Origin of the sequence: Calothrix sp. NIES-2100 (assembly GCF_963875285.1) — a bacterium.
Lineage (GTDB): Bacteria > Cyanobacteriota > Cyanobacteriia > Cyanobacteriales > Nostocaceae > Aulosira.
On record NZ_CAWNLA010000001.1, the window covers coordinates 9,013,694 to 9,027,649 of the forward strand.

The following is a 13,956-nucleotide window of genomic DNA, read 5'->3' on the forward strand; positions in this document are numbered from 1 at the left end:
TTCCCCTTATCCCCCCTCGTCCTCCTCATCCCTCCAGTCCCCCAACCCTACTTTTTTACTGATATCCACGCCAAGGAGCGATTTCTAGTTTACCGCTAGGCTGAAATATTACTTGGAAATGGGCAAGAGGTTCTTTGGTGTTGGGAGCAACTAAATTAGAGCCGTAAGCTGCTTGTAACATCTGGGGAAGAGGAGTTTCTCTAGCATAATCATAGGCAACTTGGTTGAGTGGTTCATAGTCGGCGATCGCGCCATTTTTATTGATCGCCACCCGATACTTCAAATCTCTGTCAAAGTGGGGTGTTCCAGCCCAATTTTGGCGAATTGTATTATAAAGTTTCTGGTTTAAATCCTTAACTGCATTAGGCTCGGTAATTTTTGCCCCAACAACTTCTGGTGTTTTGGTATATCCTCGCCAAGGACTAACTTGCAGCTCACCTGTTCTAGTTAAGACAACTCGAAATTGGGCGATGGGTTCGTTGCTGATAGGGCCACGGGTGGCAGGGTTGTAAAGTAAGTTAGGTAGAGGAGTTTTTTGCACATCATCATTTGCCTTTTTATTCACCGCCTTATAGCCAATAATCGCACCATCCGCAGCTGCGCCTAGACGATAAATTAAATCCTCTTGTAATCCTGAGCGATCAGTCCAAGCGGGATTAATTTGGTTATACACCTGGCGATTTAATGCCCGTAGTTTAGACGCATCAGTAATTTCTGGAACTGTAGTTAAAAGTGCTTCTAAATCTTTAACTGCGGGGGTTGCTGTTGGGGTGGGACTAGCAATAGGAGTTGTAGCCGCCGTAGCTGTTGGTGTCACAGTTGGGTTAGGTGTGGGAGCCGTCGATACAGGAGTTGTAGACTCAACAGCCGCAGGAGTAGCGCTTGGTGTAGCAGTAGGGGTTGTAGAGCTACTTTGCTCTTGTGGCTTTGGCTCTGGTGGACGTACTTGCGGCGATGGTATCAAGCTTAAAGCTAGTGCTGCTACCGCCAAACTAGAAACGCCAATACTAGCAGGTACTGCCTGTTTCACGACAGCTTGGCTGGCAATACTACTGCGTCTGGTAACTGGTTGTAATTCCAGTGATAATTCTGGTAAAGTTTGGCTATCAGCGAAAAACTGATCCACTGCTTCCACTAAATCAAATAACTGTACCGTATTCAAATCTATTTGAATAGGTTCTTTCGCACGGTTAGGATTAGTATCAAAACCTGCGGCTTCACCCTCAGAATGTACAATCAATCTGTGCCGATTGATATCTATTTTCTGTAACTCTACTAACTCTGAATCTCGATTATGTGCTTGAGGATTGGGGATATTACTCAAAAATTCTTGAGCATAAGCACTAACTGCTCTGACCAAGCTTTCAAAAAATTCCCGTCCTCCTCTTAAAGGCTGTTTATAGCTAGATAAATAGCATTCTGCATTTACCAATATTGATAATTCCGGGCGCAGTTCTTGAAAGTGTGCAGCCCTAGTGGCATCACTTAAACCTTCTAAAAGTAAGGTACAATTAGGCAGACTATACTTACGTTGAATATTCATTCTACTTCCCCATCGAAAAGACTGATCCAGAACCGCTGCATTCCAGCTGTGCCAGTACAGAAGAGTAGTTGTCCCAATAGATCTATCGCCAGATCGTCTAATTTTTCATCAGAATTTAAGGCTAGCGCTCCATAACGCCGGGAACTCATCCTACTCTTAAAATGCGTTCTAAACCGCTCTAAATAATTAGAGAGTCGCAAATTCTGTTCCAATGGGATTTGCTTATCATTCATTTGTTGATAAATCATCAGCAACTGGCGGATAACAACTGTCAAACGCCGCGCTATGTAACAAGCAATAACCACCAAAGCTTTTGCTTCCATGATGGTTAAAGGGCGGCGCATGTGCGCTCGTCGTAGTGGGTTAGAACTACGCATTCGCCATAAATTTACTCTATCTTTAATAATTCCTTTTAGATCCAATTCGTCAGCAAAAGCTAGGATGGCTTCAGAACCACCTAGTTCTAAAGCTTCAATTGCTAGTAAAATCAGATCTATTTGTACCCGAGTTCTGCGGGGACATCCTTGTCCCTCAGTCGCCGGATCGGGTAAGGTATCCAGAATCATAGGCAATGAGGGGGGAGTAGGACTGTTGAAAGATGTTAAACTAGCGGAGACATTCATTCTATAGATACCTTGTGCGGTTCCAACAGACTAGGTAAAACTAATTTAAGATAAATAGCCAAACAAAAACATTAGGCTTGTAGCAGTAGTATTCCTGCCTGATATATACATTACTTCTTCTAATCAAAGGTTTCCGTATACTTAAATCTAAGTTTTTAACATATAAGTGTATCAGCCTCTTTCGGTAGTGCAATTCCATCCCTAGCTTGAATTAGATTCAAGTGATCGTCAATGGATAACGAAACTGGGGCTTCGATCCCCAGCGTAAGACATTATAGTGTACGATTTGTCAGGTATCTGGAATTGGGATTGGGGCATGGGGCACAGGGCATGGGGCGTGGGATCAGGAGCTAGAGACTAGGGGTTAGAGACTAGGGACTAGGAATAACTTTTTCCTAATACCCCATACCCAATGACGGCAGTTTGCACAACACTGGAACCAGCAACGCACTGCCTCCCCAATGCCCAATACTTCGACTCCTCTCAGTACAAGTGCCCAATGCCCCATGCCCAATTTCCAATTTCCAGTACCCAATTCCCAATACTCAATCCCTAATATCAATTTTTATGGATTTGAAGTCGCTAATTCGTGATATACCAGATTTTCCCAAACCTGGAATTCTATTTCGAGATATCACTACATTGCTGCGTGATCCTCAAGGATTGCGCTACACTATTGACTTTTTTGCCCAACAGTGTATCGACCGGGAAATGAACCCAGATTACATTGTGGGTATGGAGTCACGGGGCTTTATTTTTGGCTCTCCTTTGGCTTATAAGTTAGGTTCTGGTTTTATTCCAGCGCGTAAAAAAGGTAAGTTACCAGGAGCAGTCCACTCTATCGAGTATGAATTAGAGTATGGTACAGACTCCTTAGAAGTGCATCAGGATGCTTTACATCCAGGTAGCCGTGTTTTGATTGTGGACGATTTGATCGCCACAGGCGGAACGGCGAGTGCAACGGCGAAGTTATTGCAGAAGATTGGCTGCGAATTAGTGGGCTTTGGGTTTATTATCGAGCTACGGGATTTACAAGGGCGTAAACATCTGCCAGATGTGCCAATTATCTCGCTGATTGAATATTAGTCAAGAGTCAAAAAGTCCATAGTCCATAGTCAACAGTCCATAGTTCAATGATTATTGACCATTAACCTTTGACCCTTGACCTTGACCCTTAACCCTTGACCATTGACCTTTGGCTAAACTGCAATGAGTTCTACAAAAATTTCTCTGGAGACAGGTCTGAACTGGCTAATTAGGCTGGTTACGAGTGAGACTTTTATTTATGTAGTGAAAAGGCTTCTACAGGCATTGTTGACTCTATTTTTGGCTTCAGCATTGTCATTTTTCATTATTCAACTGGCTCCAGGGGATTATGTAGATACATTGCGGCAAAATCCAAAAATTTCTCCAGAAAGAATTGAGGAAATTAAGCGACAGTTTGGTTTGGATAAGTCTTGGCCAGAGCAATTTGGGCTGTGGCTGTGGCGAATCTTCACAAAGGGAGATTTTGGTACGAGTTTTGTTTACCAACGTTCTGTGGTGTCGCTGTTGTGGGAACGGATACCGGCGACTTTGCTATTAGCGATCGCTTCTTTAATTTGCACATGGGCGATCGCTATCCCTTTGGGTATTATCGCCGCTGTCAAGCAAAATAAGCTGATTGACCGCGTCTTACAGGTAATTAGCTACACTGGGCAAGGATTTCCCAGCTTTATTACTGCCCTATTTCTGTTAATTGTAGCTCAAGTTACCTCGCCGATTTTTCCAGTAGGTAGCATGACTAGCATTAATAACTCAGAACTGTCCTGGTTTGGTAAACTCCTGGATCTTGGTTGGCACATGATTTTACCAACGATCGCACTTTCGATTACGAGTTTCGCTGGTTTGCAACGCATCACTCGCGGCGAATTATTAGATGTTCTGCGTCAAGATTATATCCAAACGGCGCGGGCGAAAGGCTTGCCAGAAAATCGCGTAATTTACGTTCATGCTTTGCGTAACGCCATTAACCCTTTAATTACCTTATTGGGTTTTGAGCTAGCTGGTTTATTAAACGGTGCATTTATTGCGGAACAGTTCTTCAACTGGCCAGGTTTAGGAAGGTTAACATTACAGGCTGGACTAGCTCAGGATTTGTATTTATTAATGGCCAGCTTGGTTATGGGTGCGGTACTGTTGATTGTGGGTAACTTAATCGCTGACTTAATGCTGAAAGCTGCCGATCCACGTATTAAGTTAGAGAATTTGAATTAGTCAATAGTCATTGGTCATTTGTCATTTGTCATTTGTCCCCCTTGTCCCCCTTGTCTTCCTTGTCCCCCTCATCTCCCTCATCCCCGTCTCCTCATCCCGCCATGCTGGAAGTATATTATCTGGTACGTTCAAAATCTGATGGTCGTTACCTTACAGCTCGTCCCAATGCTGAAGCATCAGGTTACCTGTTGTTGTTTAAGGAAAACTTTGATGCTTTGAGCTATCTCAATACCCACGCTGCTGAGGTGGCAAACCGCTTTGCTGTAGAATCTATTCCGGGTACACAGGTGAATAGTTTACTCAAACGCTGGGGTTTTATGGGTATAGGTATTGTGACTGACCCTTTATTACCCAAGGTTGAGTTTTTGCAACATGGTTAAATGCAGAAAACATCTGCGGGTGGTGGATAGCGAGTTTATTGAAGAGAATTCTAAAATATGGCGATTGAGTGAGTAGACATCGCTCTTAGTTAATTGGTGATATGTCTGATTATTCACCACAAAATCCTTAGTTTTGTGTTGTTATAACGCCCACAGGCTAGAAGCCACTGGCTCTCGATGCAAAGCCCACCTACCCTACCCTGTGGGAACCCCTTCGGGGAACGGGAACGACTTCGTCGTACGTGGGCTAAGAAAATTTAGCCCACAAAGGTGGGCTTTGTTGTTTTAGCCGCACCATTCTATGGTGACGGCGGTATTTCGGGTAAACTAGGGGTTGAATCTTCACCTAATTAGCCAATACTAAGTAGTTAAACATAATTAATTACACAATGTCATTGCGAATATAGCGAAGCGAAATGAAGCAATCGCAACGGCTGGGATTACTTCGCTTCGCTCGCAATGACTGTAATCAATTTTGTGTGGTTACTTATCTTTATTTATCGCTGGGTATTTTTTTATCACTGTCCAACGTCTAAAGTAAAGTAGAAATCTAATCTTGTGGGGTGGGCAGGAAAGCCCAGCCTTGATTATGGGCGGGTGAGACACCATTGGTGTCAACTTAAGTCAAAACGCTTATTCCACAGGCATTTTACCCCACCCCTCAATCCCCTCCCCGTAAACGGGGAGGGGACGTTTTGGCTTTTAGACAAAACTGGGGTGGGGTAGCGCGGATCTTGATGGTACGTGATTTTGTATCAAATCACATCCTGGCAAGGGTTTCGCCTTAAGTTGACACAGGTGGTGAGACACCCACCCCACAAGAAGTAATTGTATATTTTTTTATCTGGAAGTCCCTAAGGTAGTCGTCAATTGGCTATCGACAGCTGAAGATAGTAATTAAATCGCTCTCGGAGTTGTTCAATTGTGAGGTTTTGAGTCCAGTATTCGACTAAAGCATGACCAAAAGCCCAAGCATCGCTGGCAGTAGTATTTTCCACCAGCAACGGCCAAAGGGCTAGCAAATCAAAGTTGGTTGAGTTACCAGTATTCAACAGCGAAAACAGGTCATAAGCCATTTGTAGCTTACCAATGACAATCGGCAACTGTTCCACGGGAATTTTTTCTGCTAGCAGATATGCCAAAGTAGGCGATCCGGTTGATAGGGTGGAAATAAACTGAAGGACAGGACTTTTTAGCAGTGATGTCAGTCCTTGAGTTGTCGCCATCTGGAAGCTGTAGTTATCAATAATTTTAGCAGCTTCAACGGTACGGGCTTCTAAGTTACGTAAAAAGCGAGCGAGACGGAGTTGTTTTGCAGGTGCGATCGCCTCTACTAATCCTAAAGATAATGCTTCGATTCCCCAAGCAGCGCGGTTAGTTTTGCTATCAGCAGTCACCACAGGCAAAACTAATTTAGAAAAATCCCCTAGCAATTGCGCCCGATATTGGGTAGCTTCCCGAATCGAGATTTCCTTGGCGCGATCGCCTGTACCCCAATCATAAGGAGGTTCCCACTCACGGATGGGACGCAGCCGATCCACTTTGGTAACAATAGTAATTACAGGTAAATCTTTAACTTCCGCCTGCATATCCTTGAGAAAGTCCACATCCATTTGCAGGGCTGCATCTAGGGCAGGTGTGACTAATAATAGTAAATCTGCTTTTGTGGCATAATCTAAAACTAGCTCGCGAAAATCTGCATGGTTGACTTGCTCATACCCTGGAGTATCCCATAGTGTCAGAGTTTCTTTACTGGCAGTCTGCCATTGGTAATTTTGAATTTCATCGGTACTAGGTAACACATCAACTGCGGCTAGTTCTGAATTAAATAATGTGTTAATTAAACTACTTTTTCCCGAACCTGTACGCCCTACAAGCAGAATATTTACTGGTTTTTCAGCAACAGTTTCAGCGGGTTCTGCTTGGGCGAGGATTTCCCGTAGAGTTTGAGTTTTAGCTTTGGGTAAGGTGGGAGTTGGGGAAGAAAATTCTGCCTTTGGTAAAGTATTACCACTATAAAGAGCGATCGCTTGCCGACACAAATTTCTTAAAGCCGCTTCTTGCAACATTTGGCTTAAATTAACCAACAATTGCTGATTTGCTTGGCTGGTGTAGCGCTGACTGGCTTTTTTTGCAAAAGCCGCCGCCGGGTTTAATAACCATTGTGCCCAGTTCCAAGCTTTAAATAGTTTGCGGGCGGATGGTTCTAACTTCCGATAGACTTCGTATGCTTGGTAAGCTTGTCCAACTGTTACCTGATTTAAGGCTGGTGATAGCTTTTGCATCCATAGATCCAAATCATCAACCGTTCCCCGGATTAACCCGTAAGCCTGTGTAACGTAAATATTTAATAGGGGATATTTAACCTCAGGATGGTAGATATGAGCGATCGCCACTACTAAATTTTGGCATCGCGAAAAGAAAGTTGCCCAATCTTCCCAAATTGGGCGATCGCTTTGTGCGGCTTGTAAAACTTCATTTAAGACTGCTTGGGCTTGACTGGTAGCGTCATTTCCTGCTGGTAATTGGTTAGTATCCGCCGTTGCTGTTAATTCTTCACTGACTTCTGCTAATACTCGCGTTATTTGTTCTACCTCGGTACGAGTCCATTTGACTAGCAACCAACGCCAGCCGACAAATACTAGCGTAAACACAGCCCAAATCCAATTAATCCCCCATGCATGGATCTGGGAACCTGCGGCTACCAGTAAGAAAGTGACGATCAATGCGATCGGCGCTGCTAATACAACCCATTGCCAAAGTTTTAAACGCACCATTACCTGATACCTACCTCGATAACAAATTACGAATAATCAGTTTGTTTAATCAAATTACGCTTGTATAAAGTCTATCGTTTCTATATTTGGGCAGAATTCTATTATTCTGGCACAGGGCTTTAGCCCTTCATTTAAAAACTAAAAACGCAGCAACTCACACCTATTCAGCATAGTGGTTATGAATTGCCTGATAATTAACTTTGAGAGAGGCGATCTAAAGATAATCAGGAAATCTACAGTGAGTGAATATGCAAATTAGCCAGGAATTATCACTCCCAACTATGGGCTGTGGAACTTGGGCATGGGGAAACCAACTGCTCTGGGGATACGATCAAAGTATGGATGAGCAGTTGCAAGCCGTTTTTAACCTTTGTGTCAGCAACGGTGTGACTTTATTTGATACAGGAGATTCTTACGGAACTGGCAGACTCAAGGGACGCAGTGAGATACTTCTCGGCAAATTTTCTCGAGAATATCACGGTATCAACGCAGAAAATATTTGCATTGCTACCAAGCTGGCGGCTTATCCTTGGAGATGGACACGTCAGTCAATGCTACAAGCTTGCAAAGCTTCTGCCCAACGTCTGGGAAGAAATGTAGACTTGGTACAGATGCATTGGTCTACAGCCAACTATGCACCTTGGCAAGAGGAGAGGCTTTTGGATGGTCTGGCTGACCTTTATGAGCAAGGATTAGTTAAGGGTGTGGGATTATCTAATTATGGCCCTAAACGTCTGCAACGGGTGCATAAAAAGTTTAGCGAACGAGGAGTGGCGATCGCAACTCTGCAAGTTCAATACTCCCTACTCTCCACATATCCGGTGACGCAACTACAACTCAAGCAAGTTTGCGACGACATGGGTATAAAATTGATTGCCTATAGCCCTTTAGGATTAGGGTTATTAACAGGAAAATATTCCAAGACTGGCCCTGTTCCCAAAGGTATCCGTGGTTTATTGTTTAAGCAATTATTACCAGGTATCGATCCACTTTTAGCCTGTTTACGAGAAATCGCACAGTCCAGAAACAAAACTATGTCACAAGTAGCAATTAACTGGTGCATTTGTAAAGGAACTATTCCCATTCCTGGTGCGAAAACTGTGAAACAGGCGCAGGAGAATATTGGTGCTTTAGGTTGGCTGTTAGACTCTGGGGAGATAGCTGCACTCGATCAAGCTGCTGCGAGTATAGATAAAAAAATGGTACAAAATATCTTTCAGACTCAGTAAAATCACGAAAAATCGGGTTTTAGCCTAGCGTGAGTAACGCTTAATTTCAATATCATTTGCTTACTAGGCAATTGCCTTTTTAGTAGGCTACTATATTATGAGCAAAGTATAAAAAATTGCTACAAACTCTTCCAGTCTTAAATGCTTTCTGGAGGAAAATATTTTTCTAGTATAGAAATATACTATTATTTTCTGCTGACTCTTTGTTAAAGCAGTCACATTCGATTTCTGCAAAATACTCACTCAGTACAACTCAAAAAAGCATTTTTATTGTTTCTAGTTAGCTCCTTAAGCAAATAATTTCTTCCAATCAAATAGGATGGCTATAGATAAACATTGTTATGCAAAATGCTCATGTAATTAAATAGTTGAACTTCATGATTATCGAAATAAGTATTATTTAAATAATCAACGTAATGAGATTGTTTTATTATGAGGTATCTTCATGCCTGTTTATACCGTTAGAATTGTCCGCGCTGCTGTCCGAGAAATCCAGAAATTACCACATGAATATTTCAAGCTGGTAGCAGAAATAATTAAAAATATTAGTGACGGTAACCTGGGAGACTATCGGAAATTAGAAGGTTACAAAGATTTATGGAGAACTAAGAAACATGATGTTAGAGTGATTTGGACAAAAAATCAAAACCAATTTTTAATATTAATAGCAGGACAACGTAAAGATATTTATAAAAGAATTATTGAGGATATAAATAGAAACCCAGAAATAGATATAGCTGATGTAATTGATATTGGAGAAAAAACAGTAGAAGATGTTCCTACATATATATGGAATCCTACTCAAACTAATTCTTGGAATCAATTTGTTTATGGTGGTTATTTATATTCACCTGTTTTGACTCAAGAACAAAAAGCAATTTTTCAGGAAGTAATAAATTCCTCACTACACTCTGGATCAAACCATAGTAATATTAATAGCCTTTTAGTACAAAGTGCGCCGGGTACTGGTAAGACTGTATGTGCTGCTTTAATGGCTAGTGAATTATATGCAAACAATTATTGGAATATTGCCTTAATTCTTCCTGAAACTTTATGTGCTGAAATCAAAGAGTTTACTGAGATTAAAGAAATTTTACAGATTAGGGAAGCTAATTTCTTTGTAGGAACTTTTGCAGAATGGTTACATCAAGCTGCACCAGATATATATGAAACAGTAGCAACTGTATCACAAGAGTTACAGGCTCTACAATCACAAGCACGAAAAATTCATGTGATTGATAACAATGAATATTTGAATATAAATGATTTAATTTTATTTAGAGGATTTATAGCCAATAAACACAAGCATGAACAATCTGATTACCCCATTTATCGAGAAAATAAGCATTGGATTGGAGAACTAAAAAAAATTAAATTATCTGAATTACAGCAGAGATTAGGAAATAAAAAAATCTGGATAGACGGAGTAAATGCAATTACAGAAAATGCTCGTCCTTTACAGCAGAGTAATACAACACTGTTCATATTTGATGAAGCTCAAGATTATCTCATAGATGAAATCAATGCTATCGTTAAAATGCTGGAGAGATGGCAGCAGGATAGTAATCACGCTTCTATACTTTTTCTATTGGGTGATATGAATCAAAGAATTACACCCATAGATTTTAATTGGGGACATTTAAAACTGAATAAAAGACACAACCTTAAATATAATTATCGCAATACAAAATATATTCTAGAATTCGCCAATAGCTTTCATCTATTTGCACAGCAAGCAAATTCAGGAGGTAAAAAACTACCTGAAGTTAGTAAACCGGAAGAAGCTTTTGAACAAGGCGAACCTGTGAGGATTCTAGAATGCACATCACAAGAAGAAGCGCTGAAAATTCTTAATGACCTAAGTGATAAAGTAAGATATACCTGCGCTTTAGAACAGCGTTCTATATTGAGACTTCTTTCTAACCAAGTCAAACTAATTTATCAAGATATTCCCGAACAATATAGTAATCTTCCGGGATTAGATTATATAAAATTTCATCAAGCTAAAGGTAGAGAGTTTGATGCTTGTGTTGCTTTCTCTGTATTTAAAGGACAGGGACAACCATCATTTGAAGAAGCAAATAATTGGTACACAATTTTTACCAGACCGCGTTACCGATTACTTGTGATTGCAACTACTGATGAAATCAATAGATTTGAAAGATCACATTTTCAAAAATGTCAGTTTTTTAATACTTCAAATATAGATACTCTTGATTGGATTACAGAGTGGGCAAATGGAGAACACTTATTTAAAGATATCACAGGATTATGTAACATAATTTACGAAGGTTTAAGTAATCAGCCTGTGCAAATTTATTGGGATACTTATGCTGCATTTAGGCTAGCAAGAATTGATAATAATAAAGTTACACAAATTGAGGAGCAAGCAATTAAAATCCTTGCAAATCATTCTAAAGAAATTTTATATGAAGAATTACGGCAAATTCAGCAAATTGATAGTCCTAGCGATCGCATTCCCCTACAATGCTTACTCTTAATGGCTTTAGATAGTTCTTGGGAAGCAGTTCAAGTAGCATCTGAATTGCAAAACATCAATCCTCAAGAACAAGAATATGAAAACTTAATATTAAGAATTGCAGATAGGCTTCAGAGAAAAGGACTTTTATATGAAGCTGCTAGAGTACGCATGAAAATTGGAATGCATCTTCCCGAAGATTTTCCCTTTAGAGAAGAAATATCCAATCATGAAGGTTATTTAGTAACTCTACTCTGCAATGCGGCTATAGATAAAATTGGTAACACAGGTGAATTATGAATGAAGAATACCCCACAGATTTGCAAGTTTCCCAAGACCTGAAAGCCTTATCTATAGTTATTAATAATTCTATAGCTAAAGCCGAAAATATTCTGAATAAAGCTAAGGAAATAGATAAAATTCGCGAACTCATTCAAGAAATTCACCTGAGTCGCAAAGAACTATTAAACGCGAATAATGATTTAAAGCAAGTTGAAGAATATGCATCAAATCATTTGGTCGAAGCTAGAAACTTACAAGCTCAGTTAAAAATTTTACAAGAAATACCAAATCAACTACAGCAACTGGGTATTAGCGAAGATGTTTTGCGAGATTTAGAACTAGTAATTCACAAAATTAATAATGCTACACAAGAAAGTCAATCTTCAGCCGAAGAATCTCACAATATATTGTTGCAAGTCCAAGTTCATCTCCAAACATCTCAGAAGATACTTCAAGAAGTAAATACAATCAAAGCACAAATTGAAACATTAAATGCAGAAATAGATATTAAATTTATTGAAGTCAAAAAAGTCATAGATATATATTCTCAAAAAAATCAATATACCCAGAATTTGATTCAGGAATTAAACCGAGTTGTAGAAACAATTGGTGGTGAGGAGGAAATTAAAAATTTTATTCAAGATGTGCGAAATACTCGCTTAGAAATCAACCATTCAGAACAGCAATTAATATCTGCACAACAACAAATGATTACAGTGCAGGGTTTGGAAAATTATTTAAATAAATTTCACGACATCCGCAATCGCAAACAACTGTGGCGATGGCTGTGGAATGAGTTAGGATTTGTGGGAGTTATAGTCTATTTACTCAGTTTGATAACTCCAAAACGAAAAAAATGAGTTAAAACATGGTATTATAGATGGAAAAACTGTTTAACTACCCTAACGTTGAATTCCCTTAAACCGTTCTTGCGCTGCTTTAAAAGCTTCTTGCATCACAGATTGAATCTTCTTCGGGTCAGGTTTCTTCCCACCCATCAAGTCACCAAAGTATACACAGGCTGTTTCACCAAGTGACCAAGTGTAAGCAGCAGCCCAGGATGCAGCAATCACGCTACCGAAACCAGGGACAAATTTGATGAGTTCCCGTGCTACAGCTTGGGCGAGAAAACCGCCGGCGATCGCACTCACAACTCCACCTGCTTGAGATGGTGTCAATTTCTGCCCGTATAAGTTACCCAATACAGTTACCATAGATACTTGCAAGGCAGTCAGCACGGGCATGGTTGCAAAAGGCAATGGTACGGCGGCAAGTGTGGCTGCCATGATTGCAAAAGGTAAAATGTAACGCCGTCCCGTATCTCGGTAGAGATTACCTAGTTGTTTACCAGTTTCCTCCCGATCCAATAATTGATAAATGGCTTTGGCTTCGGCTTCGGGAAGTAGTTCGGCTAAGTTGTCTCGCAGTGCTTCTAAGCCGTAGAATACCGGGTTGTAACCGTCTTCTTCTAGGGTGAAGTCGATGAGAACAGAGCGATCGCTCACTTTAGCAAAGTCTTCTTGAATTGCATCAAAAGCCCGATTAATTTCCTCATAATCTGGCGGATAATCAGGATGATCGACTATATCAGACGGATAAACCTCGTGCAAACAGGTAACCGCTAATAGACAAGGAATGTCTGGATACTTCTGACGCAACTGCTGGGCAATTTGACGCAATGTGTCAGTGGCAAAATCGTTAATTTTCACAGTCAGAATCAAAACTCTGCCACTGCGGCTGGATTGTTCTAAATCTCCAACCAACTCCTTAATAATTGCCTCTGTATCCTGATTGACATCACCCAATCCCACCGTATCCGTAAAAATCAGCAAAGGCAGATCGTCAGAAGGATAGGCATAGCGCTGAGTATGTTGAGTGTGGGGGCGAAATCCTTGACCAACGATATCGGCAGAAACTCCTGTCAAACCGCGCACAATCGAACTTTTACCCGCTTGGGGTTTACCAATCAACAGGGCTTCGGTAGTTGGCAGTTCAGCGCGAACCGTCGCCAAAATTTCGGCAATCTGAGTTTCGCTGACACTAAACCATTTGGCAAAGCTCTGTGCTAACTGATCTACGGGTAGTAATTTCACCAGGCGTGGTGTTGTCTTGTGCCAAACATCAGCAATCCGGTTTTTCCAAGAATCAGCAGCAGGTAACACCGGGGGTAGATTTTCCGTCTCCAGGCGATCGCTTTTAGTTTCACTTAACTGCTGAGAATCTGCTGGTAATGAATCAGCATCACGTTGCTCAGTCATTGGTATCAAAACGGCAGATAGATGCCAAACTAAACCTGTTTATTATTTTAGGATGCGCCGCAGTCAGTTGCTATTTGTCAATGGTCATATTTGACATAGAAGCATTGATATGTGGATGGGAGGTTTTGA

At 40.9% G+C, this 13,956-nt stretch carries 10 protein-coding genes; 6 read left to right on the forward strand and 4 right to left on the reverse strand.

The annotated features are described in order from the left end of the window. Positions 1-55: 55 nt before the first annotated feature. Together AACU32_RS36775 and AACU32_RS36780 are read right to left on the reverse strand one after the other, a co-directional pair. Positions 56-1,543 (reverse strand): DUF4335 domain-containing protein, encoded by a 1,488-nt coding sequence (locus AACU32_RS36775; RefSeq protein ID WP_096607178.1) that lies wholly within the window; start codon positions 1,541-1,543, stop codon positions 56-58. After that, positions 1,540-2,166 (reverse strand): DUF3038 domain-containing protein, encoded by a 627-nt coding sequence (locus AACU32_RS36780; protein ID WP_096607179.1) that lies wholly within the window; start codon positions 2,164-2,166, stop codon positions 1,540-1,542. The genes AACU32_RS36775 and AACU32_RS36780 overlap by 4 nt, the downstream gene beginning before the upstream one ends. A gap of 567 nt (positions 2,167-2,733) precedes the next feature. Here AACU32_RS36780 and AACU32_RS36785 point away from each other — a divergent pair. The 3 genes from AACU32_RS36785 (at position 2,734) to AACU32_RS36795 (ending at position 4,802) form a co-directional block, all read left to right on the forward strand. Continuing rightward, a complete protein-coding gene (locus AACU32_RS36785) occupies positions 2,734-3,252 on the forward strand; it encodes an adenine phosphoribosyltransferase (RefSeq protein ID WP_096607180.1) in 519 nt (172 codons plus the stop codon). A gap of 123 nt (positions 3,253-3,375) precedes the next feature. Then, the gene (locus AACU32_RS36790) at positions 3,376-4,422 is read left to right on the forward strand and encodes an ABC transporter permease (protein ID WP_096607181.1); all 1,047 of its coding nucleotides are present in this window, start codon (positions 3,376-3,378) and stop codon (positions 4,420-4,422) included. A 101-nt stretch (positions 4,423-4,523) separates the two neighbouring features. After that, positions 4,524-4,802, forward strand: coding sequence for a hypothetical protein (locus AACU32_RS36795; protein ID WP_096607182.1), 279 nt, complete (start codon positions 4,524-4,526; stop codon positions 4,800-4,802). Between the two features lie 866 nt (positions 4,803-5,668). Here the strand turns inward: AACU32_RS36795 and AACU32_RS36800 are convergent. Beyond that, a complete protein-coding gene (locus AACU32_RS36800; RefSeq protein ID WP_096607183.1) occupies positions 5,669-7,579 on the reverse strand; it encodes a GTPase family protein in 1,911 nt (636 codons plus the stop codon). Positions 7,580-7,827: 248 nt separating this feature from the next. On the opposite strand from AACU32_RS36800, the gene AACU32_RS36805 reads away from it, so the two are divergent. The 3 genes from AACU32_RS36805 to AACU32_RS36815 all read left to right on the forward strand — a co-directional run bounded on the left by AACU32_RS36805 (position 7,828) and on the right by AACU32_RS36815 (position 12,429). Beyond that, complete coding sequence (locus AACU32_RS36805) at positions 7,828-8,808, forward strand: aldo/keto reductase (RefSeq protein WP_096607184.1); 981 nt, start codon at positions 7,828-7,830, stop codon at positions 8,806-8,808. Between the two features lie 445 nt (positions 8,809-9,253). After that, on the forward strand, positions 9,254-11,587 hold the full coding sequence (locus AACU32_RS36810; protein WP_096607185.1) for a hypothetical protein: 2,334 nt from the start codon (positions 9,254-9,256) through the stop codon (positions 11,585-11,587). Next, on the forward strand, positions 11,584-12,429 hold the full coding sequence (locus tag AACU32_RS36815) for a hypothetical protein (protein WP_096607186.1): 846 nt from the start codon (positions 11,584-11,586) through the stop codon (positions 12,427-12,429). Before AACU32_RS36810 ends, AACU32_RS36815 begins: the two co-directional genes overlap by 4 nt. 42 nt (positions 12,430-12,471) lie before the next feature. Here the strand turns inward: AACU32_RS36815 and AACU32_RS36820 are convergent, their stop codons facing one another. Next, complete coding sequence (locus AACU32_RS36820; protein ID WP_096607187.1) at positions 12,472-13,827, reverse strand: YcjF family protein; 1,356 nt, start codon at positions 13,825-13,827, stop codon at positions 12,472-12,474. Positions 13,828-13,956 lie beyond the last annotated feature (129 nt).

Coding starts and splice junctions, on each gene's coding strand:
- AACU32_RS36780 (WP_096607179.1), bottom strand. CDS start 2,166: ATGAATGTCTCCGCTAGTTTAACATCTTTCAACAGTCCTACTCCCCCC.
- AACU32_RS36810 (WP_096607185.1), top strand. CDS start 9,254: ATGCCTGTTTATACCGTTAGAATTGTCCGCGCTGCTGTCCGAGAAATC.
- AACU32_RS36805 (WP_096607184.1), top strand. CDS start 7,828: ATGCAAATTAGCCAGGAATTATCACTCCCAACTATGGGCTGTGGAACT.
- AACU32_RS36785 (WP_096607180.1), top strand. CDS start 2,734: ATGGATTTGAAGTCGCTAATTCGTGATATACCAGATTTTCCCAAACCT.
- AACU32_RS36795 (WP_096607182.1), top strand. CDS start 4,524: ATGCTGGAAGTATATTATCTGGTACGTTCAAAATCTGATGGTCGTTAC.
- AACU32_RS36790 (WP_096607181.1), top strand. CDS start 3,376: ATGAGTTCTACAAAAATTTCTCTGGAGACAGGTCTGAACTGGCTAATT.
- AACU32_RS36800 (WP_096607183.1), bottom strand. CDS start 7,579: ATGGTGCGTTTAAAACTTTGGCAATGGGTTGTATTAGCAGCGCCGATC.
- AACU32_RS36775 (WP_096607178.1), bottom strand. CDS start 1,543: ATGAATATTCAACGTAAGTATAGTCTGCCTAATTGTACCTTACTTTTA.
- AACU32_RS36820 (WP_096607187.1), bottom strand. CDS start 13,827: ATGACTGAGCAACGTGATGCTGATTCATTACCAGCAGATTCTCAGCAG.
- AACU32_RS36815 (WP_096607186.1), top strand. CDS start 11,584: ATGAATGAAGAATACCCCACAGATTTGCAAGTTTCCCAAGACCTGAAA.